Source organism: Sulfurimonas sp. (assembly GCF_028694605.1).
Classification (GTDB): Bacteria; Campylobacterota; Campylobacteria; order Campylobacterales; family Sulfurimonadaceae; genus Sulfurimonas.
In genome coordinates, this window is sequence record NZ_JAQVKP010000005.1 from 54,335 (window position 1) to 79,305 (window position 24,971).

Annotated in this window: 24 protein-coding genes; 18 read left to right on the plus strand and 6 right to left on the minus strand. The window is 40.1% G+C overall.

From position 1 onward, the window contains the following. The 8 genes from PHY84_RS04135 to PHY84_RS04170 are packed head-to-tail and all read left to right on the plus strand — an operon-like array spanning position 1 to position 8,557. Positions 1-1,659 carry a methyl-accepting chemotaxis protein gene (locus tag PHY84_RS04135; protein WP_299858044.1) on the plus strand — a complete coding sequence of 553 codons (1,659 nt, stop codon included), beginning with the start codon at positions 1-3 and terminating at the stop codon, positions 1,657-1,659. Then, positions 1,660-1,923: a hypothetical protein gene (locus PHY84_RS04140; RefSeq protein WP_299858046.1), complete on the plus strand. Its 264-nt coding sequence runs from the start codon at positions 1,660-1,662 to the stop codon at positions 1,921-1,923. It abuts the gene before it with no gap. Continuing rightward, positions 1,916-4,009: a chemotaxis protein CheA gene (locus tag PHY84_RS04145; RefSeq protein WP_299858048.1), complete on the plus strand. Its 2,094-nt coding sequence runs from the start codon at positions 1,916-1,918 to the stop codon at positions 4,007-4,009. The genes PHY84_RS04140 and PHY84_RS04145 overlap by 8 nt, the downstream gene beginning before the upstream one ends. Then, a complete protein-coding gene (locus tag PHY84_RS04150) occupies positions 3,996-4,820 on the plus strand; it encodes a protein-glutamate O-methyltransferase CheR (protein WP_299858051.1) in 825 nt (274 codons plus the stop codon). Before PHY84_RS04145 ends, PHY84_RS04150 begins: the two co-directional genes overlap by 14 nt. Before the next feature lie 9 nt (positions 4,821-4,829). Then, on the plus strand, positions 4,830-6,212 hold the full coding sequence (locus tag PHY84_RS04155; RefSeq protein ID WP_299858053.1) for a PAS domain-containing protein: 1,383 nt from the start codon (positions 4,830-4,832) through the stop codon (positions 6,210-6,212). Between the two features lies 1 nt (position 6,213). Then, positions 6,214-7,038, plus strand: a complete 825-nt coding sequence (locus tag PHY84_RS04160) for a HAMP domain-containing sensor histidine kinase (RefSeq protein WP_299858056.1) — start codon at positions 6,214-6,216, stop codon at positions 7,036-7,038. After that, positions 7,038-7,511, plus strand: a complete 474-nt coding sequence (locus tag PHY84_RS04165) for a chemotaxis protein CheD (RefSeq protein WP_299858058.1) — start codon at positions 7,038-7,040, stop codon at positions 7,509-7,511. Before PHY84_RS04160 ends, PHY84_RS04165 begins: the two co-directional genes overlap by 1 nt. A 23-nt stretch (positions 7,512-7,534) precedes the next feature. Continuing rightward, positions 7,535-8,557, plus strand: coding sequence for a chemotaxis response regulator protein-glutamate methylesterase (locus PHY84_RS04170; RefSeq protein ID WP_299858060.1), 1,023 nt, complete (start codon positions 7,535-7,537; stop codon positions 8,555-8,557). Here the strand turns inward: PHY84_RS04170 and PHY84_RS04175 are convergent. After that, positions 8,546-10,861: an EAL domain-containing protein gene (locus tag PHY84_RS04175; protein ID WP_299858062.1), complete on the minus strand. Its 2,316-nt coding sequence runs from the start codon at positions 10,859-10,861 to the stop codon at positions 8,546-8,548. The two genes, PHY84_RS04170 and PHY84_RS04175, sit on opposite strands and share 12 nt — an antisense overlap. Positions 10,862-10,998: 137 nt before the next feature. Here PHY84_RS04175 and PHY84_RS04180 point away from each other — a divergent pair, with 137 nt between their 5' ends. The 5 genes from PHY84_RS04180 (at position 10,999) to pdxA (ending at position 15,303) form a co-directional block, all read left to right on the plus strand. Next, on the plus strand, positions 10,999-12,906 hold the full coding sequence (locus PHY84_RS04180) for a thioredoxin domain-containing protein (protein ID WP_299858064.1): 1,908 nt from the start codon (positions 10,999-11,001) through the stop codon (positions 12,904-12,906). Between the two features lie 131 nt (positions 12,907-13,037). Next, positions 13,038-13,820 carry a pyridoxine 5'-phosphate synthase gene (locus tag PHY84_RS04185; RefSeq protein ID WP_299858066.1) on the plus strand — a complete coding sequence of 261 codons (783 nt, stop codon included), beginning with the start codon at positions 13,038-13,040 and terminating at the stop codon, positions 13,818-13,820. A gap of 49 nt (positions 13,821-13,869) precedes the next feature. Continuing rightward, positions 13,870-14,121, plus strand: coding sequence for a type II toxin-antitoxin system RelB/DinJ family antitoxin (locus PHY84_RS04190; protein ID WP_299858068.1), 252 nt, complete (start codon positions 13,870-13,872; stop codon positions 14,119-14,121). Next, entirely contained in the window at positions 14,118-14,387 is a 270-nt protein-coding gene (locus PHY84_RS04195) for a type II toxin-antitoxin system YafQ family toxin (RefSeq protein ID WP_299858070.1), read from the plus strand. Before PHY84_RS04190 ends, PHY84_RS04195 begins: the two co-directional genes overlap by 4 nt. After that, positions 14,371-15,303, plus strand: coding sequence for a 4-hydroxythreonine-4-phosphate dehydrogenase (gene pdxA, locus PHY84_RS04200; RefSeq protein ID WP_299858072.1), 933 nt, complete (start codon positions 14,371-14,373; stop codon positions 15,301-15,303). The genes PHY84_RS04195 and pdxA overlap by 17 nt, the downstream gene beginning before the upstream one ends. Here the strand turns inward: pdxA and PHY84_RS04205 are convergent. From PHY84_RS04205 to PHY84_RS04225, 5 genes are all read right to left on the minus strand, one after another. Further along, positions 15,296-15,916: a YceI family protein gene (locus PHY84_RS04205; protein ID WP_299858074.1), complete on the minus strand. Its 621-nt coding sequence runs from the start codon at positions 15,914-15,916 to the stop codon at positions 15,296-15,298. The two genes, pdxA and PHY84_RS04205, sit on opposite strands and share 8 nt — an antisense overlap. Before the next feature lie 169 nt (positions 15,917-16,085). Further along, entirely contained in the window at positions 16,086-16,808 is a 723-nt protein-coding gene (locus PHY84_RS04210) for a class I SAM-dependent methyltransferase (protein ID WP_299858076.1), read from the minus strand. Continuing rightward, positions 16,777-17,403, minus strand: coding sequence for an ATP phosphoribosyltransferase (gene hisG / locus PHY84_RS04215; protein ID WP_299858078.1), 627 nt, complete (start codon positions 17,401-17,403; stop codon positions 16,777-16,779). The genes PHY84_RS04210 and hisG overlap by 32 nt, the downstream gene beginning before the upstream one ends. Next, positions 17,397-18,014, minus strand: coding sequence for a type III pantothenate kinase (locus tag PHY84_RS04220; RefSeq protein WP_299858081.1), 618 nt, complete (start codon positions 18,012-18,014; stop codon positions 17,397-17,399). Before PHY84_RS04220 ends, hisG begins: the two co-directional genes overlap by 7 nt. Next, the gene (locus PHY84_RS04225; protein ID WP_299858083.1) at positions 18,014-18,334 is read right to left on the minus strand and encodes a hypothetical protein; all 321 of its coding nucleotides are present in this window, start codon (positions 18,332-18,334) and stop codon (positions 18,014-18,016) included. The genes PHY84_RS04220 and PHY84_RS04225 overlap by 1 nt, the downstream gene beginning before the upstream one ends. Positions 18,335-18,407: 73 nt before the next feature. On the opposite strand from PHY84_RS04225, the gene PHY84_RS04230 reads away from it, so the two are divergent. The 5 genes from PHY84_RS04230 (at position 18,408) to PHY84_RS04250 (ending at position 24,929) form a co-directional block, all read left to right on the plus strand. Further along, complete coding sequence (locus PHY84_RS04230; RefSeq protein WP_299858085.1) at positions 18,408-19,364, plus strand: HD domain-containing phosphohydrolase; 957 nt, start codon at positions 18,408-18,410, stop codon at positions 19,362-19,364. A gap of 129 nt (positions 19,365-19,493) precedes the next feature. Next, the gene (locus tag PHY84_RS04235) at positions 19,494-20,864 is read left to right on the plus strand and encodes a TolC family protein (RefSeq protein ID WP_299858087.1); all 1,371 of its coding nucleotides are present in this window, start codon (positions 19,494-19,496) and stop codon (positions 20,862-20,864) included. Beyond that, positions 20,861-21,652: an efflux RND transporter periplasmic adaptor subunit gene (locus tag PHY84_RS04240; protein ID WP_299858089.1), complete on the plus strand. Its 792-nt coding sequence runs from the start codon at positions 20,861-20,863 to the stop codon at positions 21,650-21,652. Before PHY84_RS04235 ends, PHY84_RS04240 begins: the two co-directional genes overlap by 4 nt. 9 nt (positions 21,653-21,661) lie before the next feature. After that, a complete protein-coding gene (locus PHY84_RS04245) occupies positions 21,662-23,248 on the plus strand; it encodes an efflux RND transporter permease subunit (RefSeq protein WP_299858092.1) in 1,587 nt (528 codons plus the stop codon). Then, positions 23,241-24,929 carry an efflux RND transporter permease subunit gene (locus tag PHY84_RS04250; protein ID WP_299858094.1) on the plus strand — a complete coding sequence of 563 codons (1,689 nt, stop codon included), beginning with the start codon at positions 23,241-23,243 and terminating at the stop codon, positions 24,927-24,929. Before PHY84_RS04245 ends, PHY84_RS04250 begins: the two co-directional genes overlap by 8 nt. The last annotated feature ends 42 nt before the right edge of the window (positions 24,930-24,971 follow it).

Consider the following 24,971-nt stretch of genomic DNA (forward strand, 5'->3'; position numbering starts at 1 on the left):
ATGAGTTGGCTAGAAAATATGTTGCTTAAGAGCAAGTTGATGCTACTAACATCGGTCTTGATGATTGCGTTGGCAGTGATTGGATTTTTAGGGTACAAAGCGGTTAATGCGTGGGAAGTGGATGTCGTAGAACTTGGAGAGGTTCGTGCAAATTCGCTTGTAAGTGTAGGCACTATTCGTTATGGTGTTTTACTCTTTGCTATTCAGGTAAATCGCTCCACCGGACTAAAGGGCGACCCTGAAATGAAAACAAAGATGCAAAACGTATCCGAGGTTATGCAAAAAGGATTTAACATAATTGACGAGGGGTTAAACAGCTATAAAAAAGTTATGCCTGTAGGCGAAGAGGCTGATGCGTGGCAAAAGTTTGTCACAGACTATGAGCAGTGGCGAAAAAGAAATGAGATTTACAAAGCAGATGTCATAGACGGTCTCATAAAAAGCAGTGATGCAGAACAAAATGAGATACTCTTTGGCAAAATGGCCGACCATCTAAAAAACATTACCGCTTTGCGTATAAGCATGGAAAATAATATGCAAAAGCTATATATGGTCAACAAGGAGAATATGGCAAAAACAAGTGAAAATGCCAAAAAACAGTCTTCTTCCTATAGAGAGCTTTCAATGTTGATTGTTATCATCTCAATACTGTCATCTATCGTTCTTGCTGCAATCATTATCCGCTCAATCACACGTTCTATCACAACAAGCGTCACTTTCATCAGAGACGGTGCAGCGCAGATAACATCGGCTAGTTCTCAAGTTGCTGCTTCTTCTTCATCTCTCGCACAGGGAGCCAGCGAACAAGCCGCAAGTGTTGAGCAAGTCAGCGCAACACTGGAAGAGAGCACAGCCATAAACACACTCAACACCGACAACGCAATGCAGGCGGATATCTTGGCGAAAAACGCAAACGACTCTGCAAGGGCTGGCTATGAAAAAGGCGAACAGCTCGCAGGTTCTATGCATGCCATCACCGAATCGGCTACAAAGATTTCAGGAATTATCAAAGCAATTGACCAGATAGCGTTTCAAACAAATCTTCTTGCATTAAATGCGGCGGTAGAAGCTGCCCGTGCGGGAGAGCATGGTCTTGGATTTGCGGTTGTTGCCGATGAGGTTAGAAACCTTGCGCAAAGAGCGGCGTCGGCTGCAAAAGAGACATCCTTAATCATAGAAGAGGTTCTCTTGCAGATAAAAGAAGGAAACCAGATTGCTCATGCAACACATACCTCTTTTAAAGAGATTGTTGAGCAGTCTAAAAAAGTTTCGGATTTAATCGGCGAAATCTCTATCGCCGGAAAAGAGCAGTCTGAGGGAATGGTGCAGATAAATCAGGCAATGGGTCAGGTAGATCAGGTAACACAACAGGTTGCGGCAAACTCCGAAGAAGCAGCGGCAGCGGCAGAAGAGCTAAATGCGCAAGCATCCTCAATGATGGAAGCCGTTTCTGTTTTAGCAAAAATCGTTGGAATGGACGTACATACTCCGATTGTAAAACCACAAAGAGAGTATGTGCAGCAGCCGGATATAAAAAGCTCCCAAATGCTCCATAAAACAAATAAACCTGCAAAAGAGAGTGTCGCTCAAAAAAGAGTATTGCCAAACAAAGCGGAAGAGATTTTTCCACTTAGCGAAGACGATTTAAAAGAATTTTAGATGAAAATCGACGGGGATGTACTCACCATAGACTTAAATCTGTCTATGGATGAAATCGTAACATTAGAAGAGTTTATTCGCCCAAGGATTGAGTATATAGAGAGGATTGAAACAGAGGATGGAAGCGTACTCTCTTCAAGCGCACTACTCTCTCTTTTAGTCAGCATAAAAAAAACTCGACCCCAAATAGAGATACCGTTTTTAGAAAAAGAGCAAACAATCTCCTTTTCTTACGGAACAGTGCATTGGACATATCATGATTAGTCAAGAAGAGCTAAGAGCCATTTTTATAGAAGAAGCCACAGAAATAGTTGAAAAACTTGATGTTGATATCATCCGTTTTGAAGAAAACTCAAATGATTTTGAACTCTTAAACGAAATCTTTCGCGGCGTTCATACGCTCAAAGGAAACTCCAACGCCTTTGGCTTTACAAGGCTAGGTGAGTTTGTACACCATTTTGAAGATTTGCTGGATTATTATCGCTCTACAAAAGAGCGCATTGAGGCAAACAACCTAGAACTCTTTGTGGAGAGCGTGGATGTCGTCAAAGAGGTTATGGAGTGTGAACTAAACTCTATCAAAGAACTCCCGCGTAGCTACAGTGTCTGTTTGGAAAAAATCAAAAAGCTTCTGGATGCCAAAAAGAACAAAAACCCTTCCCTCATACAAAGCGAGAGCCGTGAGGTCTTAAATAACCTAGCCCTAGAGTTTGACGAACTTCCTCTATTTCCGGATGAAGATACCCTTGAGCAAAGCATCAAAATACATCAGGCTATGCAGACAGAGGCATTAAATCTTTACAAAATCGTCTTAACGCTAGATGGCGACTGCTACAAACGAGGGTTTGACCATTTTATCTTTTTAAAGATACTCGGCGAACAGGCGAAGTCGCTGGAGAGCTTTTTTAGTATGAAAAATGTTCAGACCATAGAAGATTTTCAAAGCACTCAAAACAGTATCGACAAAGTAGATATTGTTGCCTTAACACCTCTTGTTTATGGAGAGGTTGAAGAAATTTTTGAATTTTTGTTTGACCATGAATACAAAATCACACCCATACAAGCCCCGCCGCCTCCACAAAAAGAGACAGAAAAAGAAGCAGAAACTCTATTTAAGAGTGCTTCAAACAACAACACGGAAATAGTTTCAAACACAAACATAAATGCGCCAAAATCGACTATCCGCATAGATACATACAAAGTGGATGAACTCTTTGATTCTGTCGGTGAGCTGGTAATCGCACAAAATTTTATAGCGCAAAACAGAGAGATTCGTTCCATAGAAAATGAAACGATTAACCGCACTATAGAGGTTCTCTCAAAAATCACAAAAAAGATTCAAGACAGAGTTATGAGCCTTCGCATGGTTGCCATAAAAGATACCTTTGAGAAGATGAAACGTGTAGTCCGTGACACCTCCAAAAAAACAGGAAAAGAGATTCATCTCATCATACAGGGTGAGGATACGGAAATCGACAAAACGATGATAGACTCTCTCTCCGACCCGCTTATTCATATCATACGAAATGCCATAGACCACGGCTTGGAGTCGTGTGGAGATGAAAGAGTAAGTATCGGCAAGAGTGCAGAGGGGACACTTACCCTGAGGGCTTTTCACAAAAGCGGCAATATTGTCATAAGCGTTAGTGATGACGGCAGAGGCATCAACAAAGAGAGAGTGTTCAAAAAAGCCATAGAGAGAGGCATCGTAAACGAGGGCGAAAACCTAACGGACTCACAGATATTTGCACTTATTATGCAGCCCGGATTTTCAACGGCAGAAGCCATCAGCGACCTTTCAGGACGCGGTGTCGGGTTGGACGTTGTAAAAACATCCATAGAAAAACTGCGCGGCAAGATAGAGATAGAGTCAAAAGAGGGTGAAGGTACTACTTTTTCCATAATTTTACCTCTCACGCTTGCCATCATCGACGGGATGCTTGTGCAAGTCGGCAATGAGACATACATCATCCCGACACTTTGCGTCGTTGAGTCTTTTCGCCCTGAAAAAGAGATTGTTCATATAGTCAAAGGCAAAGGTGAGTTTGTAACACTGCGCAAAGAGTGTATTCCTATCGTAAGACTAAGTGAAGTTTTCAACCTTGATATCGCAAAAAGTGAGCCGTGGGAGAACATTTTGGTCTGCGTTGAGACCGATAGCGGCAGAATCGCCATTATGATAGATGAACTTCTGGGAAGACAGCAGGTAGTCATCAAAACATTGGGCAAATCACTCTCCAAAGTCAAAGAAATTTCAGGCGGTGCAATCCTCGGCAATGGAGATATCGCACTTATCCTAAATGTAGATGCCCTGCGTCCGCAGAGCGAGACTTCCCATGTACGAGATTGAGCTTAAACCTGAGGAATTTAAACTTTTTCAAACCTATATCTATGAAAAAGTCGGCATCTCTTTGGGAAAGGAAAAAACAACTCTCGTCAAAGGTCGCCTTAACAAGCGGTTGCGTCAGCTAAATTTGCAATCTTTCAAAGAGTACTACAACTACTTAACCAATGATGCAAACGGCGATGAACTGCTTTTTTTTGTAAACGCTATCTCAACAAATGTTACCTCATTTTTTCGAGAAGAGGCACAGTGGAGATGGCTTGAGGGATATATCTCTGAGCTAATAGCAACAAAAAAAGAGAAAAAAATAAGAATCTGGTCTGCCGGATGCTCAAGCGGAGAAGAGCCATATACGATTTTGATGTTTTTGCAAAACAATCTTCCGGACTTTGAGAACTGGGATATCAAGATTTTGGCGACAGATATCTCTACAAAAGTTCTCACACATGCCGTTGAGGGCTTTTATGCACAAAAAGATGTAGAGCAACTCCCAAAAAACATCGCTCTAGCCTCTTTTGACAAGATAAACAGCGACAACGAAATCAAGTATCAGATAAAACCGCACCTGAGAGAAATGGTAATTTTTAGGCTTTACAACCTTGTCACAGACCCGTTTTTCTTCAAAAATAAGTTTGATATGATTTTTTGTAGGAATGTCATGATATATTTTGACGAAACAACAAGGCAAGATGTAGTTGGGCGATTTGCAAAGTTACTTCCAAAAGGCTCTCCGCTCTTTTTAGGAAGTTCAGAATCCTTGATGGCACACAAAGAGACACTCAAACTCTTAGGCTCTTCAATTTATAAAAAAATATAGGAAAAGCAGTTGGAAAACAGAATAAACAACACCCAACATCAAGAGGCGAAATTTGCCATCCATGAACTCTTTTTCTCCATAACAGACAAAGAGAGCACTATAATCTCGGGAAATGAGACTTTTGTACGCATCAGCGGCTATGCAAAAAATGAGCTTGTCGGAGAGCATCACAACATAGTAAGGCATAAAGATATGCCTCGTGTTGTGTTTAAAGCTTTTTGGGACTACCTAAAGGCGGATAAACCGGTCGTAGCTTATGTCAAAAACAGAACAAAAAACGGCGAATACTACTGGGTAATCGCTGCTGTTTTTCCACTGCAAGAGAGCTATATCTCTATTAGATTTAAACCGACAAGTGCGCTCTTTAGCTCCATAAAAGAGATTTACTATAAGTTGCGCTCTCTTGAGGAGAAGATGGGGATGCCTCAAAGCGAGGAGCTGCTTTTAGAACTTCTTAGAGGTTTAGGCTACAGAGACTATACCCATTTTATGAACACTGCTCTTCTTAACGAACTGCGAGAGAGAGAAAAAATACTCTCTTTAAACAAAACACACGATAAAGAGAGTGATTTTGGCAAAGACAAATTTACACAAAGCATGAACTCTATCTTCACAAAAAGCAAATCTGTGCTTGAACAGTACAACAAATGGTTTGATAAAATCGATACTTTCAATAAAATCAAATCCATGTTTGAACAAAAGAGCCTTACACTCAGTTCTCTTGCAAGAGAGATCGTACTCCTCTCTCTCAATGCTTCTATCGCCTCGTACAAACTAAAAGATGACGGAGGAGAAACGTTTAGCGTTTTAGCAAGCGACATCAGAACCAACTCCAAAGAAAATGATTTACTTATCGGCAACATTTATGAGCTATCCCAAATTTTATCGGAATTTTTAAATGAAACCGTTTTTCTTGTCTCATCCATAAGTTTACAGATGCAAATGGTCACTTACTTTATCCAAGAACAGGCACAAAACGGCACTCAAACCTACTCTGCGGAACTAGATATAAATATCCAAACTCTCTTTGAGCTTGTAAACATACATCATAAAAAACTAACAACACTCCCTATCTCCATGAATAACTCCATTAAAAAAACCATCAACTGCCTTGAGGAGCTTGAGGGGCAAATCATGTACTTGGGTTACGTGCAAGTTTATGGAATAATCGAATCAGCACGGTATGTTGATGATACGCATGGTTTTGGAAAAATATTTTTACAATTAAAAAATTTAATCACACAAACCTCACAAGAGATATCTTTTGTAAGCGATATGAGTAAAAATTTCTATAACGATAACGCTAAACTTATAGAAAATTCACATGAAATCACGGCAATGTTAAGTGATTTGAAACAAGAGATAAAAAACATCAAAAACATGGAGTACTAAAATGCAAAATGAGGAGCAAAAAGAGATTTTAGAAAACGAAGTAAAGTTTTTAAGCAAAAAAATTTTGGATTTAAACAAAAAGCTCATTGAGAGCAAGAAGGCGGAGACGCTTTTTTTATCTCTTATTGCAAACAATTTCAATAACCCGATGACCGCTATTTTGGGTATGTTGCCACACTTAAAAATCCAAGATGATGCTAAAAACGAAAAAATCTTTGCAACTATCCGTCAAGAAGCACTCAGTCTAGACTTTAAAATCCAAAATCTTATAACTGTAGCCGAAATAGAGAGCGGAAACAGCCAAAATTCATATTCGCTTACAGATATCCAAAAGATTGTCAATGAAATTATCCAAGATCTAAGATATGTGATTGATGAAAAAAAAAGCAAAATAGAGATAAACAACTTACTAAAAAGCAGAATCATCATAGATTCAAAAAAGGTATATACAATCTTAAAAAACCTCATTGCAAACGGATGTATGTACGCTCCCGATGATGCAACGCTTTTTGTAGAACTTAGCATAGAAAATTCCGCTTTAAAAATCCTCGTAAAAAACAGAGGTACTCTTCCAAAAGTAAACTCTAAGCCCGAAGTTTTTACCCGTTTTTCACAAAAAATAGACAACTCACATGGACTTGGGGTTGGACTAAGCATTGTAAGAGAGCTTTGCGAAAATTTATGCGGAAGTGTTGACTATGATGCAGAAAATAATTTTGTAACTTTTAAAGTTCTTTTGCCGCTAAACAAAACAGTTCAAGATTCTGAGGCTTGCGGCTGGGATGAGTTTTTATTTGAATCTTTTGATAATGCAATTGAAATATAATGACAAACTTATGCACTAACTTTATACATGTCGGTCAAATACATGTGGACAGAGGCTCTACAAGCATAAGCACTGTTTTAGGCTCTTGCGTGGCAGTTTGTCTGTATGACAAAAAGCTTTGCATAGGCGGCATGAACCACTATCTGCTCCCATTTTGGAATGGCAACGGTTTGCAATCTTTAAAATTTGGCAACATCTCTACTCCAAAACTTATAGAAGCCATGTTAGAGCAAGGTAGCAATATCGGCAATATTGAAGCAAAAATATTTGGAGGCGCATCAATATATTTTTTAAATTCCAATCAAAATATAATGGTGGGAGAGAAAAATATCTTGGTTGCAAAAGAGATTTTAAACGACTATAAAATAAAAATAGTTGCCGAGGATTTGGGCGGAACCCTTGGAAGAAAAATCCAGCTTAATGTACAAAACGGCAAAGTGCTGTTGAAATATACCGCAAAATCAGATTTTTGAGATAGATAAATAAGGACTTAAAGATGGCTATTAGAGTTTTAATCGTGGATGACAGTGCAACCGCAAGAGCAGTTCTTGGCGATATCTTAACATCAGATGCGTCCATAGAGGTTATAGGAACAGCCTCTGACGCTTTTGTAGCAAGAGACAAGATAGTTGAGCTTAGACCTGACGTTATATGTCTTGATGTTGAGATGCCCCGCATGGACGGGATAACATTTTTAAAAAAACTTATGCACTACATGCCTCTTCCCGTTATCATGGTCTCTTCGCTTACCCAAAGCGGGGCAAAAACAACACTAGAAGCCCTAGAGACCGGTGCGGTTGACTTTGTTCCAAAACCGCACTCACACATCTATGATGGAAAAGATGAGATGCGTGACGAGCTTATCGCTAAAGTCAAAGCCGCCGCAAAAGCAAAAGTGTTCAAAAAAACACTCACCGCTCCACAGGCGGCAAACCAAACTTCACTGACCCAAACTACAAACAAAATAGTAGCTATCGGTGCTTCCACGGGCGGAACGGAAGCACTCAAAGATGTACTTATGGCACTTCCTAGAAACGCTCCGGGAATGATAATAGTACAGCACATGCCCGCAAATTTTACAGCCCAGTTTGCCCAAAGACTTAACTCATTGTGCAGTATAGAGGTCAGAGAAGCCAAAAACGGAGACTCCATCATTCCGGGTGTTGCACTTATCGCTCCCGGAGATTACCATATGGTTGTGAGACGCTCAGGAGCCAGATACTATGTCGAGATTGGCGGCGGAGAAAAAGTCTCAGGACACAGACCGTCTGCCGATGTTTTGTTTAACTCAGTTGCCAAAATCGCCGGTGCCAATGCTATAGGCGTTATCTTAACCGGAATGGGCGGCGATGGAGCCAAAGGACTGCTTGCCATGAAAAACGCAGGGGCAAGAACAATAGGACAAGATGAAGCAAGCTGCGTAGTTTACGGTATGCCAAAAGTCGCTTACGAAATCGGAGCGGTTGAGAAGCAGTTGCCTTTAAACAAGGTAGCCAATGGGATAATCTCATTTATTTAAAAAACAGTTGCTTCCATTTTTAAGCAACTCTTGCATCTCGTTTGATGGCATTGGTTTGGAGTAGTAGTAGCCTTGTATAAAATCGCATTCGTTTTGCGCCAAAAACTCCTTTTGCTCCGCATTTTCGACACCCTCTGCTATAACGCTTAGTTTCAAACTATGCGCAAGAGCGACAATGGCTCTTGCGATACTGACATCTTCTTCATTGTCGGGAAGCCCGTCAACAAACGATTTGTCAATCTTTAGCTTATCAATCGGAAGACGCTTTAAGTATGAAAGAGAGGAGTAGCCAGTACCAAAATCATCCACCGCAAGCTCTATCCCCATGTCGCTAATTTTTCTTAGAACCTCAATGGCATTTTGTGGATTTTTCATAATCTCACCCTCCGTGACTTCCAACTCAAGCCACTGCGGTTGAAATTTACACTCTTCAAACATAGCGTTTAAGGTATCTATAAAATCCTCTTTTGCCAGCTGTTTCATAGCAAGATTTAGCGCAAGCACTCCGGGGTTAAGACCTTGTGCGTACCACTTGGACACCTGTTTCATAGCTATTTTCATAACAAAACGGTCAATTGCCACAATAAGCCCCGTATCTTGCGCCAATTGTATAAAACTGTTTGGATAAATCAGCCCCTCTGTCGGATGTCTCCATCTAACAAGTGCTTCCATACCGACTATCTTGCCTGTTCTACTCTGAACCTGAGGCTGATAATAGACAAAAAATTCCTCATTTTTCAAAGCTTTTCTCAAATTTGCTTCCATAACAACTCTTTTGAGTGCTAGTTCCGTCATCTCAGCAGAGTAGTATTGGAAGTTATTTCTGCCCTCTTCTTTGGCTCTGTACATTGCAGCGTCTGCATATTTTAAGAGATTATCCGCATTGGTATTATCTTTTGGAAAGATGCTTATTCCTATACTCGTGGTGACATAAAGCGTATTATCCTCTATGAGAATAGGTTCTGCTAGCACTGCAATAATCTTTTTTGCAAGTGCTGAAATATCTATCTCTTGCTTTAAATCTTCTGCTAAAAGCGTAAATTCATCACCGCCTAAACGTGAGAGTGAATCCTCCCTGCGAACAACTCCAAGCAGCCTTTTTGCTATAACTTTTAAAACTTTATCTCCAAATATATGTCCCAAAGAGTCGTTAATCTGTTTAAATCTATCCAAATCAATAAAAAAGAGAGCAAACTCTGTTTTTTGACGCTCCGCTTTGATTATAGCTTGTCCCAATCTATCGTTAAATAAAATCCTGTTTGGAAGCCCCGTAAGTGCATCATGATGTGCCTGAAAATCCAAAATCTCTTTTTGCTCATTGATTTTTTTAGTATATTTTCGTATCAATACATTCACAAGCAGAGCGATGGCGATGATAATAAGAACAGAGGTAATGATAGAAAACCACCTGATAAACAAAATCGTATTTTTATAATAATCCATCTCATTTTTGAAAACAAAGTAACCAACGGGTTTTTCGTTGTAATCTTCCAAAACAAAACTTTTAAAAACCAGATACTCTTTTTTGTTCTGTTTTACAAAATAGTTATCTTCGTTAACAATTCTCTCATCAATAACATCTAAGACATTCTCTTCATCTTTAGCCGATGATTTGTACTTTACGATAAGATACTCATCAGAAAATTTTGCCAGATAGTCATCAACACCTTGAGAGTACATAAAAATAGGCTCTGCCGCTTTTTTATCGATTAAAAAAAGCGGTACATACTCGTTTGAGACTGCAAGTTTTGAGATAAGGTATTTGATATCCAAACCCAACTCAAATGCGCCTGCATATTTGCCATCATAAAAAACCGGAAATACAACCCTATAGCTAACGCCGTGTTTTCCGACTTCCAAGCCAGAGCTTGCCTCTTTTGAGAGATTTGTTTTGACTATAATGGGTCGGATATCGCCAAGATAATCTCCAAAGCTATTAGGCTTTTGAAGACGTAAGAAACTATGGTTATCAACAGTATGAAAGTGCATAATGGATAAAAACTCGTTATACCCTTTTAACTCTTTATAGATAGGCATAGTCAATCTCAAAAGCTCTTTTCTGTCTTTTTTTGCAAATGCCTCGGCTATATTTGGGTTTGATACTATCTCCCTTGCGTATTTGCCATACTCATCTTTTATATTTTCAAATATACTATTTATCAGCTGCGCCGTATCACGCTCTTTTTTAGAAACTGTCATATCCAGCACGGTAATATACTGATAGTGTCCAAGATACATAAGAATCAGAAAACTAAACGTCTGAACCGCTAAAATAGTAAATATTATTTTTTTACCGTGCTGCATCTTCTCATCATTTTTTTATTTCTCGTTACTATTATATTTATAAATTATAATAATAAAATTAAAAAATACCCAAGACAGAGGCTTTAAGTGCAAAAAAAAATAGTGATGGGTATAATCTGCAAAAACAAAGAACGAAAATGTCAAATAGATTAAAATCAGAAGATTCCCCATACTTACAACAACATAAAGACAACCCGGTGGACTGGTATCCGTGGTGCGACGAGGCGTTTGAGAGGGCAAAAGATGAAAACAAAGCCATTTTTATCTCCATCGGCTACTCCTCATGCCATTGGTGTCATGTCATGGAGGAAAATGTCTTTACAAACAAAGAGTGTGCAGACATACTCAACAAGCACTTTATCTGCATCAAAGTTGACCGCGAAGAGCGTCCCGACATAGACAAACACTATCAGGAAGTCTATATGCTGCTTAACCGTAGAGCCGGCGGATGGCCTACTTCTATCTTCTGCACACCACAAAACAAACCATTCTATGCTGGAACTTACATACCGCCACACACGCAAGATATAAACTCCAATGCAATGGGTTTTGTGGAGCTGAGTAAACTTATAGCAGACAAAATCTCCTCCCACGACATGCAACTGCTTCAAAATGCAGATGAGATTGAGGGGTATATAAAACATCAAGAACATCCAAAAGAGGCAACGGTTCTGAGTGAGGATTTTGTCAAAAACTTCATGCACCAAGCAAAAAACAACTACGAAACAACCTACGGCGGTTTTTCCGTTGCTCCAAAGTTTCCACACGCCTCTACACTTAACACGCTTCTTGTTATAGATAAACTCTACGGCGACAAAGCCGCAAAAGCGATGGTTATAAACACGTTGGAACAGATGAAAAAAGGCGGTATGTATGATGTGGTTGATGGCGGATTTTGCCGCTACAGCGTGGATGAGAAGTGGCTAGTACCACATTTTGAAAAGATGCTCTACGACAACGCCCTGCTTTGCGAGCTCTACACAAACGCCTATCTTACGTACAAAAATGAGGATTTTTTACGCATAGCCAAAGAGATTGCCGACTTTTGGCACAACCACATGAGTGAAGATGCTCTGATGTACAGCGCAAGCGATGCAGACAGCGAGGGCGAAGAGGGAGTGTACTACACCTACGGCTATGAAGAACTTAGCGAACTGGATAAAGAGAGTTTAGAAGAGCTGAGTGTAAGCCAAAACGGCAACTTTGAGGGCAAAAATATCATCAGATTAGACGGCACACCGCCGATGAATTTTGAGGACATCAAAAGCACTCTTCAAACCATAAGAGCCAAAAGAGAATACCCATTTATCGACAAAAAAATCCAAACCTCATGGTCTGGCATGATGATAAAAGCACTGTTTCTCTTAGGCAAAGTAGATGTGCGCTACAAACAAAGAGCCATCACCGCACTTGATACGCTTTTGGAGAGTATGTTTGTTGAGGGTACGCTCTATCACACCACGCTTATCCGCAAAATTCCAAAAATAGAGGCATTTTTGGAAGATTACGCCTTTTTATCTCAGGCACTCATTGAAGCATTTGACGCAACCGCTAATGAACTCTACCTTATCAGTGCGCAACAGTTCGCAAATACGGCACTTGAGAAGTTTTACGACAAAGGAGTGTGGAGGTTTAGCAGAGGCGATTTTGAAACAAAAGCGGAGATTTCGGACAACACCTACACAAGCTCCGTAGCCATAATGGTCGATGTTTTGCTCTCTCTTGGCACACTGCTGGAAGATGAAAAATACACCCATTTTGCCTTTAAAACACTGGAGTACAACTCTTATGAACTGGGACGACGCCCCATACTCTACCCTGCCATGCTTCGTCAAACTTTGCGCTATGTGCTAGGCGACAGAGTTGTCAAGTCAAACATACGCAACCTTGAAGCAAACAGCACCGCCCTTGCTTCGCTCGCCTACCCGTTTGTACTCAAAAAAGCCTCAGACGATGATGGATTTATGATTTGCGGCAGCAAAAGCTGCTTTGCTCACATAAAGAGTATCGACGAAATCGATGCTATAATTTTAAAAACTTTTTAGGGATATAAAATGCAAAAAATCATTCTCACCACTTTAGCGGCACTCAGTATCATCACTATACTCGGCGGATGTGAGCGAAACGACTACCAGCACCCACTCCATCGTTCAAATAACTCAAAGTAGGAATTACCATGAAACTTGGCGTAAACATAGACCATGTAGCAGTTTTGCGAGAAGCAAGAAAGGTCAATGACCCCGATATTTTAAATGCACTTTTTGTCGCATGCCAAAGCGGAACAGACCAGATAACCATCCATCTAAGAGAAGACAGACGCCATATCCAAGATGCGGATGCCTACTCAATCATAAAGCACTCTGCCCTGCCCGTAAACTTGGAGTGTTCCATCAACAAAAGCATCTTAGAGATTGTCACAGACCTCAAACCGCACCGTGCAACGCTTGTTCCTGAAAAGAGAGAGGAAGTTACCACAGAGGGCGGACTTGATGTTTTTGGGTATGAAGATGAGATAAATTATGCAATCGAACTCTTGCATGACTACATCATCCCCGTATCACTCTTTATCGACCCGACCATTGAAGCGGTGGAGAAATCAAAAGCGCTTGGTGCGGAGATGGTAGAACTTCATACGGGAAGCTTTGCCAACATATACGCAATGCTAAACTCTTCACTCTCCCACTCAAACCACTCCGTAAAAGAGCTGCAACTTCCACGCTACGAACTCTCTATAAGACTTGAAAAGTCGCTTACCGCCATCACACAAGCCGCAAAACATGCCAAAAAGATAGGACTTGAAGTTGCCGCAGGACACGGACTAAACTACCACAATGTTCATGAAATGATGAAAATCGCCGAAATCACGGAGCTAAACATAGGGCAAAGCATCATAGCAAAAAGCGTATTTAGCGGTCTGGCAGAAGCGGTTAGAGAGATGAAGAGACTTACAACAAGATAAATTGCACCACAAATGTGGTACAATTAAATAAAAAAATTGAGGTATTTTTATGAGAGCTAGCACAAGCATACGCTTAGACAGTGAAGCAAAAGCGATAACAATAGAAGTTTTGAAGCAATATGGACTCAGTTTGAGTGATGGAATCAACCTCTTTTGCAAACAAGTTGCCTTAACACACTCCATACCTTTTGAACTTAAAGTCCCGCAAGAGAGAATGAAAATAGCACTTGAAGAGCTAGAAGCAAGAAAGGGCGAAAAGTTTAAAAGTATGGAAGATTTAAAAAGAGATTTACTCTCTTGAAATACGAAATTTTCAGAACCGCCTCTTTTAAGAAAGGTTTTAAAAAACTATCTATAAAGCATCAAGATGATGCACTCTTTATCATTGAAAAGCTGGCAAATGCAGAAGTTTTAGAACCAAAATACAAAGACCATCAGCTCATTGGAAACTATAAAGACTGTAGAGAGTGTCATATAAAACCTGATTTGCTTCTCATCTATAGAATTAACGAAAATATACTAGAACTTGCTCTTGTGGAGATAGGAAGTCATGCAGAACTCTTTTGATAAAAAAACCATAGCCATAAGCATAGGCGACCTAAACGGTGTGGGGATTGAGATAGCACTCAAAGCGCATGCGGAGGTAGCAAAGATATGCAAGCCGCTCTACTGCATTAACTCTTACATGCTCCATCAGGCTTGCGAACTTTTGGATATCACTCCGCCGTCTGATTTTGAGATATTTAAGGTTGATGGCAGCTTTAACATCAAAGAGGGGTGTGTCGAGGCGGATGCGGGGAGATACTCCTATGACTCATTTTTAAGCGCCATCAAACTGTGTGAGGCGAAAAAAGCAGACGCTGTTGTTACTCTTCCTATCCACAAAGAGGCGTGGATGCTCTGCGGTTTAAAGTACAAAGGGCATACCGATTTACTCCGTGACTACTTTAAAAAAGACGCCATTATGATGCTTGGGTGCGAAAGACTCTTTGTTGCGCTCTACACCGAACATATCCCTCTAAGAGAGGTAGCAAGCCATATCACCAAAAATGGACTTTTGCACTTTTTTCTTGACTTAAACAGAGCTATTGGCGACAAACAATTTGGAGTTTTGGGACTAAACCCTCATGCGGGAGACAACGGCGTTTTGGGGGATGAAGAGAAAATTATAGAAGCAGCCATAGAAGAGGCAAACAAAAGTATCGGTAAAGAGGTATTTGTCGGCGCACTCGTTCCCGACACCGCTTTTACACCTCACGCTCGTGAGAGATTTTCTCACTTTGTCGCTATGTACCACGACCAAGGTTTGGCTCCGCTCAAAGCGCTATACTTTGACGAGAGTATCAATGTTTCGCTAAACCTGCCCATCATTAGAACTTCCGTAGATCACGGAACAGCATTTGACATCGCCTATCAGGGCAAAGCAAGCACTCTTAGCTATATGAACGCTATAAAGAGTGCTATAGAGTTTGCTACTATTTAGTATTACAAAGTGTCGCTAGGATTTTCATCTTAAAGCCAATCCCCGCTTCACTCCATGTTTTTCCATCATGCAGGTCAAAACACGCCTCATTGATACCTTTGAGTGCGCTATTTGCTTGAAAATCTAAGATGTCGATACTCCCTTTTGCCTCAAAAATCTCATTTGCAAAACTATAAGTCATCGGAACAACTTTTTTAACACCGTTCATCTCTATCTCCACATCCACAACACCGGTTCTTGGAGCATCTTTGACTTTTTTGTCTGCCTTTATATCAACGATTTTTGCATTGATGTTTTTTTCTTTCATCATGCCGAAGAAAAATTTTGCAAGTTTTGCATCACGGTCTGCATGTTTGGAGTTTACGCTTGAACTATCGATAACAACAGAAGAACCTACCAAAATAGTACGGAAATTCTCTCCCTCTTTTGTTGCAGGAGTATAAGCAACTTTATCAAAAACTCCGCCCACACCGACTTTTTTTGGTGTTTTATATCCTATCCAACTCACCTCAACATCACCGCTTTGCGCTAACACGCATCCTGTTTTTTCACTCGCATTCGCACTAGAGAGAAGCGATAACACCATCAAAACAGCTACTAAACTTTTTTTCATTTTTATTCCTTGACATAATTTTGACAAATTTTAGCCTTTATTTCTTTTTTATGAACTTTCTGAAAAAACAAGAGAATGTTTTTAAAGTTATGTTTATCTGTATTTTTGCTTGATAGAGAAAAATGGAGCTATTTTTAAAATTGGCAAATAAAAAAGGCTTAAGGGCACCTTAACGCTTTTTAAAGATAAGAAGCGTTTTGTCCTTTGTGTCGTAGAGTGAAAAAGTCTGTTTGTCTATGAGCTTAAGTGTCGGCAGTTTCTCAAAGAGTTTTAGTTTATGAAAATACTGCACAATGGTATCTTGGTATTTTGTATATCTTGCATCATCGCCTTTTTCTTCATTCTCTTTGAGAAAAAGAGTGAACTTTGTATAGAGTTTTTCATCCTCAAATGTGGCATCAACCACGAGAAATTCGTTCTCATTTTCACTGCTCATCGTACCTTCTGCCACATCTCTAAAGCCATAAAGCGTGTTGATATCCGCAATAAAAACACCGTCATCATTCAGCCTATGCGCAACTGCATCCAAAAAAAGCAAAAGCTCTTCTTCGTTTAAAAAGTTAAGCACATCAAAGATGGCTACAATTGCATCGTACTTTCCGTCAACGTCTGCCACATCGACACACTCGGCATCCAAACCAACCGCTCTGCACTCTTCCACCATCACGGCGCTAAGATCGATTCCTTTGCAGACAACACCGTCACTTTGCATACGCTGCATAAATCCGCCACGCCCACAGCCGATGTCTAAGAGCGTTTTTACGGCATACCCGTCCAACTCAGAACGATAGAGGTCATAAAGCGCTTCCGTCGCCTCTTCTATGCCAAGAAGATGTTCGGCTTTTGCGTAAAGGTCAAGGTTAGTCATGCTGCTCTGCTTTGATGACTGCATTTATCTTCTCATAGATATCCAAAACTTCATCTTTTTTAGCAATATAACTGTTTTTGTTGGCGATGAGATAAGTGGATGATGTCATCATATCTTGCACTACTTCCAAACCGTTTTGCTTCATAGTCGCACCCGTCTCAACCACATCTACTATCATATCGGCAAGACCGATAAGCGGAGCGAGTTCGATAGAGCCGTAAAGCTTGATGATGTCAACAGATACCGCACGCTCCTCAAAGTAGCGTTTTGTGATGTTTACCATCTTTGTCGCCACTTTGATTTCAGGTTTGTCAAGGTCAAACTTCTCGCCCTTTTTCATCCCGATAGCCACCTTGCAGATACCGCGCTTCAAATCAAGAAGCCTGATAACATCAAGTCCCTGCTCTTCGAGTGTATCAAGCCCTACAACACCGATATCTGCGGCTTGATGAAAGACATAAGTCGCAACATCTTGATTTCTCACAAGCAAAAAACGAAACTTTGGTGTCTCTAGGATGAGCTTTCTATCATCAAACGCAAAGCCCTCACCAAAAATAGTCTCAAAAATCTCTAAAGTCTCTTTTGCGATACGACCTTTTGGAAGTGCAACTGTTAGCATAAATCAGCCTTTTTCATAATATTTGTCATCCCTTTAAAAAGCAACGTCTCATCAACATACGCATCCACAAAAAGCTTGTCAAAGAGCTTTGCATCACCGCCGGTTAGATATATCGGCATGCCATAAGAGAGCACTTCAGTGCAAAATGGCTTCAGATAACCATAGCTGATGGCATCACGGGAATTTTTCGGCATTCTATCCAAATCAAGCTCAAAGTTAAATGAGTATTCAAGTGCGGCAGAGATATTTTTGTAACAATCCTGCATCGCTTTTACCCCTGCATAGATAAAACCGCCCTCAAACACACCCTCTCTTACCACATCAACAGTTATAGCACTTCCCGCATCCACAACTACACCGTGTGCAATCGCCTCACACGCTATAATCCTGTCGATTCCCATCGTCTCATAATACTTTTTTCTCTCTATGTAAAGAGACAAATCAACCCAGTTTTCAAGCGGCTCTATACGCTCCCTAACCTCTGCATTGACGCAGATATAAAAAACTCTCTCTTTTACAAGAAACGGATTAAAGAGTTTTGCGTCCTCTTTGTATGATTTTTCACCGTCCAAAAAATGGTAGGTTGTATTGCCGATATCACAAAGAAGCATTAGTGAATTTTCCAGCCCTGCTGCAAAAATGCATCTTTAGCTTTTGAACAAAGCGGTGCATCGATAAAGAGAACTTTATGTTTAAAGTTATGTCCCATGTATAACGTGAGTTTTGCATAAATCTCTTCAAACCTATGTACATCTTTCATAAGCAGTTTGCTCTTTTGACTCACGGCAAAAATAGCCCAAAAATAGCCGCCGACATCCGTAGCCTTGTATATTTTTATCTTATTTCTTATACCGAGTTCATTTGGAGTAATCTCTTGCATTTTTTTATAAAGTTTACCTTTTTTACGAAGAGAATCGACTATTACCTGCATTTCATTTTTGCCTTTGATTGAAAATAAAATTTTAGCAAGAAACATATAAGATTTGGCTGTTATAATTTCGCCCATGAAAATTGTAAAAACAAAATTAGATTATTCGCATCTCTATACTCTTCTGGATATAAACTCTATTGTGGTAGGCGAGATTATTCCGTATGACATCTGCATAAAAAAGAATGAAGAGTATATTATCATCATTGAAGCCGGCACGCTTATCTCTGAGGCGCTCCATGCAAAACTGCAAAAGCAAGAAGCGCTCTATATAGCTAAGGCAGACGAGACAAAACAGATACTATCGTGTGAAAGCCTCAAATACTACATTCGCCACAACAGAGATAACCCAAAAAAGCGAATTGAACTACTCTATGACGTTACCGAACAACTTTTTGAAATCTTTATGAATCATCCGGAAAATAAAATACATGCAAATTGCGTTACACTTATCATCAAGTCAATTATATATCTCATAAAACATGATTCAAACTTTGCGAGAAGCACTATGCCTCACTTTATCAATAATGACGCCTTAGTAAATCACTCGCTTCATGTTGCTATCTACTCTCTAATTCTTGGCAATAAACTCCGCTTCAGTGATGAGCAACTCTTACAACTTGGTACAGCCGCAATCCTACACGATGTAGGTCTTAAAAAGATAGACCATTCAGTGATTGAAAAAACAACCGGGCTAAGCGAAGCAGAGAGTAAGAACGTACAACAGCACCCTAAGTACAGTGTTGAGATTATTGAGCAAAATAAGATTCATGACCCATATATCTTGGATGCCGTCATGCATCATCATGAACGCTATGACGGCAGCGGCTATCCAAACCATCTCACAAAATCCAAGATAAGCGATTTTGCTTCCATCTTAGCTATATGCGATGTTTTTGATGCACTTACAAGCGTAAGACCGCACCGGAAGCAGTACTCATCTTTTGAAGCACTCAAGATGATGATGAAAGATTCGGAGATGGTAAACCAATTCAACCAAAAATATCTCCTTATAGCTCTTAAACTACTCTAAAAAATCTATCCAATCGGATAAATAATTACTTTTTTATCCAACTTATAATAGAATACATAAAATTCAAATTTTATAATAAAACAAAATATATGTTATAATTTAAAATTAATCTGGAGGAAAGGGATATCTATGAAATATTTATCTGTTTTTTTTATTTTAATCTTCTTTTTTGATGTATCTGGAGTTGGTGCATCCGAGACGATTGACCTAAAAAAGGGTATTGAACTGCTCAAAGCGCAAAATTTAGAAGTCGAAGCTGCCGGCATCGACATAGAGAGTGCATTGCAAGATGCAAAAATTGCTTCCGGCAACCACTACGGAAAACTTGACTTTATCCAAGATTTTGCCAACTCTGATGATGCGGGAAATGTCTTTGGATTTAAACTTAGTTCACGAGAAGCAAATTTTGGAGATTTTGGGGCGCAAGAGTTTATGAACAACTTTATGGCAGGAACACCTGACTACACCACGCCGCCAAAAGACCTAAACTACCCGGACGCAAGAAACTACTTCCAAAGCAAACTCAAATATGAAGTTCCGCTTTTTACAGGTTTCAAGATATCAAGCTATGAAGATATTATGGATTCTGTTATAAAAATCAGAAAACTTGAAAAGTCTCAAGTCATAAACGAAAAAATTTACGAACTCAGAAAAAGCTTCTACGATATGGCACTTCTTGAAGACTCTATGAAAAACTTAAATGTCATACTAAAAAATATAGAAACTTTAGAAGCGATGACAAGAGAGATGATAGATGTCGGTTATGCAAAAAAAGTCGATTTGCTTGAAGTCCAAGCAAAAAAGGGAAATGTAGAGCGACTTCTCTCTCAAATGGAGTTTAACAAAGAGTTGCTTTACCACTACATCAGCTTTTTGCTAAACCAAAAAGTGACCTCTATCCAGACGCCTTCACTTGAGATTACAATGCCAACACTTTCAAACAGCGAAATACTCCAAAGCAACCTCGACATCCAAAGGGCAAATAACGGACTAGCCGTAAAAAAAAGTATGATTGATGTTGCAAAATCCTCTTACTATCCGATGGTTGGGGCATTTGCAGAAGTTTCCACAGCCGATGACAAGTTTTTAAACCATGCAGAGGATCACCAATCCTACACGCTTGGAGCACGGCTTACTTTTAACATATTTAACGGCGGGGTTGATGGCGCAAATATTGAGAAATCACGCCTTGAGTATATGAAGACAAAATCGCAGGTTGCTCTTGCAAACAGCGGGATTGAGCTTCAAATCCAAAAAATACGCACCGAGATAGAGAGCCTGGGCAAAGACATAGAGTCGCTCAAAAAAGAGTTAACTCTTGCCGATGCCATCTACAGCAATTATGAAGCAAGATATAGAGAAAAATTAGCCTCTATGAGCGATGTTATCATCAAACAATCAGAGCAGATTCAAAAGATTTTGCAGCTACAGCAAACTATAAATAAACGAAATGAGAGAATTTTCGCACTTGAAAAACTAGCAAACGGAGAAGAAAAATGAGAAAAATCGCAACAATTTTAGTAGCTCTTAGCACACTACTTAGTGCTGAGGGTTTAACACTCTCGGGGACAGTCATCAGTGATAACAGAAAGATGATAACAAGCCGTTTTATGGGCTTTGTTACAGATGTAAAAGTTGCAGAGGGTGACAGCGTCAAAAAAGGCGAACTGCTCTACACTATCGATTCAAAAGAGATTGATTCTGCCCTTGCACAAGTGCAGCTTGGTATATCTCAAGCAGAGCTTTCTCTTCAAATGTATCAAAATCAATATACAAACGTCAAACTTAACCTTGAGCGCCACAAAAGACTTTTAGAAAAAGATATGGTCTCAAAATTTGAAGTAGAAAATCTCGCTCTTGCAGAAGAAAATCTTGCCAATATGATTATTATTGCAAAAAAGCAGGTTGCGCAAGCACAAGCACGTCTTGAAGAGGTAAAAAACCAGTATAAATATCTCAATATCACAGCGCCAAACGACGGTGTTATCGTTGCTAAAAATATCAAAGTAGGAGAGATGGCAATGCCGGGAATGCCGGCACTTGAACTCTCAGACCTCTCTACACTCAAGATATCTGCCGAAATTGCAGAGGGCAGTCTAGGAACTATCAAGGAGGGGAAAAAAGTGGTTGTCAATATCCCATCTCAAAATATCCAAACAGTTGGAACCATCAGCGCCATTATCCCAAGCTCCAACCCGATGACACACTCATTTAAGATAAAAATCTCCTTTCAAAATGTTTACAAATCGATATATCCTGGCATGTACGCCACTGTAGTCATTGAGTAAGGTTTTGCTATGATTCACTACAAACCCACAGATATAGCAGGTAAACTTGCATCGGGATTTTTGCGAAATCCACTTACTGTCGTGCTTGGCATCTTTTTGCTCTCCATCGGCTACTTGGCTCTCAACATCATGCCTCGCGAGGAAAATCCTCAAATGGTAGTAAGCGGTTCAACCGTTATCGTGGCACTTCCCGGAGCCAGTGCCGCTGAAATCGAAAAAGTTATCGTCAAGCCGCTTGAGAGAAAACTCAAAGAGGTTAAAGGCGTTGAAAACATCATGAGCATGTCCATGGACAATGTCGGTATCGTCAATGCGGCATTTTTTATAGGTGAAGAAAAAGAGAACTCCAACCTTAAAGTCTATGACAAAATCATGCAAAATATGGATATATTCCCTAAAGGAGCGATGAATCCCATCATCAAACCGCTTGATATCGATGTTGATATCCCTGTAGTCTCCGTCGCTTTTTACTCAAAAGATGCAAATATGAGCAAAATCGAACTCTACGAAAGAGTAAAAGAGATACAACACCATATCAACGGTCTTAAAAATGTCGCCGTAACAGAGCTTAAAGGCGGCAATAAACAGCAGTTCAACATCGAAGTTGACTTTAACAAACTCTCAGGCTACAACATCTCTATGGGACAAATCGTTCAAGGCGTCCAATCTCTCTCCTACAGTGTTCCGGCCGTAAAAAATAGAACAAAAGAGAATGAAATCATTATGCTAGGCGTGAAAAACGCTATCGAGAGTGCAGATGACATAGGCAATATTATTATCGCACAGTACATGGGTTCACCGGTTTATCTAAGACAAATCGCAAACGTAACCTCCTCTTATGATATCCAAAATTTCAAATCGGCAACAATCAGCAAAAAAGAGGAGAGCGGCACCTTCTCACCACTGCAAAATCAAGTTACACTTACCGTCTCTAAGCTTCAAGGCACTAATGCCGTTGTGATTGCCGATGCCGTCAAAAACGAGCTAGAGAGCTACAAAGAGTTTTTAAACAGCAACAATATAGGCTATGTCATCACCAGAAATGACGGCGAGAGAGCAAACGAAGCAGTCAATGAGCTTGTATTTCACCTGCTCCTCTCCATCGTTATCATCGCTATTTTGCTCATCTTGGTGCTTGGATGGAGAGAGTCACTCATCGTCACCTTTACCGTTCCGGCTATCTTGGCTATCACTCTTTTTGTGGCATATCTCACAGGGCAAACCATAAACCGCATCACTCTCTTTGCTTTCTTGCTCTCGCTTGGACTTCTTGTTGATGCGGCGATTATCGTCATTGAAAATATCCACAGACACTACCACTCAAAAGAGTCCGCACACAAAAGCGTTGATGACATTATGGTTGAAGCTACGGATGAAATCGGACCGCCGACAAATATTGCAACGCTTGCAATCATTATGACAATGGTACCTATGGCGTTTGTCGGTCAGATGATGGGGCAGTTTATGAAGCCTATTCCCTCAAACGTTCCCGTTGCACTCATAGCATCACTTTTTGTTGCCTATATCTTTACGCCTTACTTGGCGGCAAGAATGCTAAAAAAACCAGAGTTTCACAGCGAGGATAAACATGTTTAAAAAATTTCAAGATACGGTTTTTGAGGGAATCCAAAATCCTAAAAAAAGAAATTTAATTCTTGTCGCGACCTTTGTTGCCTTTGCGCTCTCCGTGCTTATGATAGCGCCGACAAAAATGGTTTTGGCAAAGATGCTTCCCGGAAAAAACAACGACACTTTCACCATCTACACCTCGCTCGCCGATGGAAGTTCCATTGAACAAACAAGCAGAGTGAGCGAGTGTGTGGCGGATTTTTTAAAACAAGAGAAAGAAATTACTGATTTTGAGATATTTTTGGGAATGGGCGCACCGCTTGATTTTGCAGGACTTATCAAAGGGTCACACTTTAAAAACAGCGAAAATGTTGCTGAAATCGTTATCAATCTTACTAAAAAACACCACAGGGAAGAGCCGTCTTACTTTATGGTACAAAGAATAAGACCGCAAATCCAACAAAAATGTGCTTCCCTTTATGCCAATACAACCATCACGTTTGTTGAGCCTCCTGCGGGTCCTCCTGTTCTGGCAGCAATAGTTGCAGAAGTTTACGGACAAAACAGCGATGGCATACGTATGCTTGCAAACAGAGTTAAAGACGTTTTTGAAAAAACAGAGGGCTTGGCGGATGTAGAGGTTATGCAAGATGAGATTTATGACACCTTTGAAGTCGAGGTTGACAGCACCAAGGTCTCCCTCTCAGGCATCAATATCAAACAGCTTAACGATGTTTTATATCTGGCATTTGAGGGCATGCAGATAGCGGTAAAAAACTCTGCTGTTGCAAACGATCAGATTCCTATTTATCTCTCTTTAAGCAGAGACTCAAAAAAGTTCTCATCAAAAGATATAAACACCATCAAAGCAAAACTCTCATCACTCAAACTGATGAATCAGATGGGGATGATGACACCGCTTACAGAACTCGTTACCATTGTTCCTAAAAAATCAAATCCTATGATTATGAGCAAAAACCTCCATAAAATGACCAATGTCATGGCAGAAACCGACATGGTTTCACAGGTTTATCCTCTTATGGATGCGAGAAACGTTATCATTGATACTTTTGCAGAAAAGTATAACATTGAAAAAATAGGGCTTTTCAACCTAAAATTAATAGACAAAACTTCCAAAGATGTCTATGAAATTATATGGGACGGAGAGATGGAGGTAACACTTGATACCTTTGTAGAGCTTGGTGCCGCTTTTATCGCCGCACTTGTGCTAATCTTTTTGCTTATGGTGGTTTACTATAAGAGTTATACGCTTAGCGGAATCGTTCTTTTAGGCTCTTTCTTATCAATCATCGGCGTAATTGTGGGGCATTACATCATGGATTTGTTTACAAAAGATACTTTTTTCTTGACGGCTACGTCGCTTATCGGCTTTATCGCACTTATCGGTATCAGTTCAAGAAACTCTCTGCTGCTCATAGATTTTACGGCTTCTCTTATGAAGGATAGCGGTATGAGCAAGGCAGAAGCTATTGCTTATGCAACGGCAACACGTGCAAAACCAATCTTTTTAACAGCAGCAGCCATTATCCTGGCTTCAACGCTTCTGGCTGGCGATGCAGTCTTTGGAGGACTTGGAGTTGCTCTTATATTTGGAACAATCGCAGCGGTAGTCGCCTCTTTGATTATCGTTCCGATACTTCTTTTTAAAGCTGATTTAGAGAGACATTTTAACTTGGATGATAACTGACATTTCTCGAAAAACTTTATTTTTCGTAGCTTTAGGGGGTTG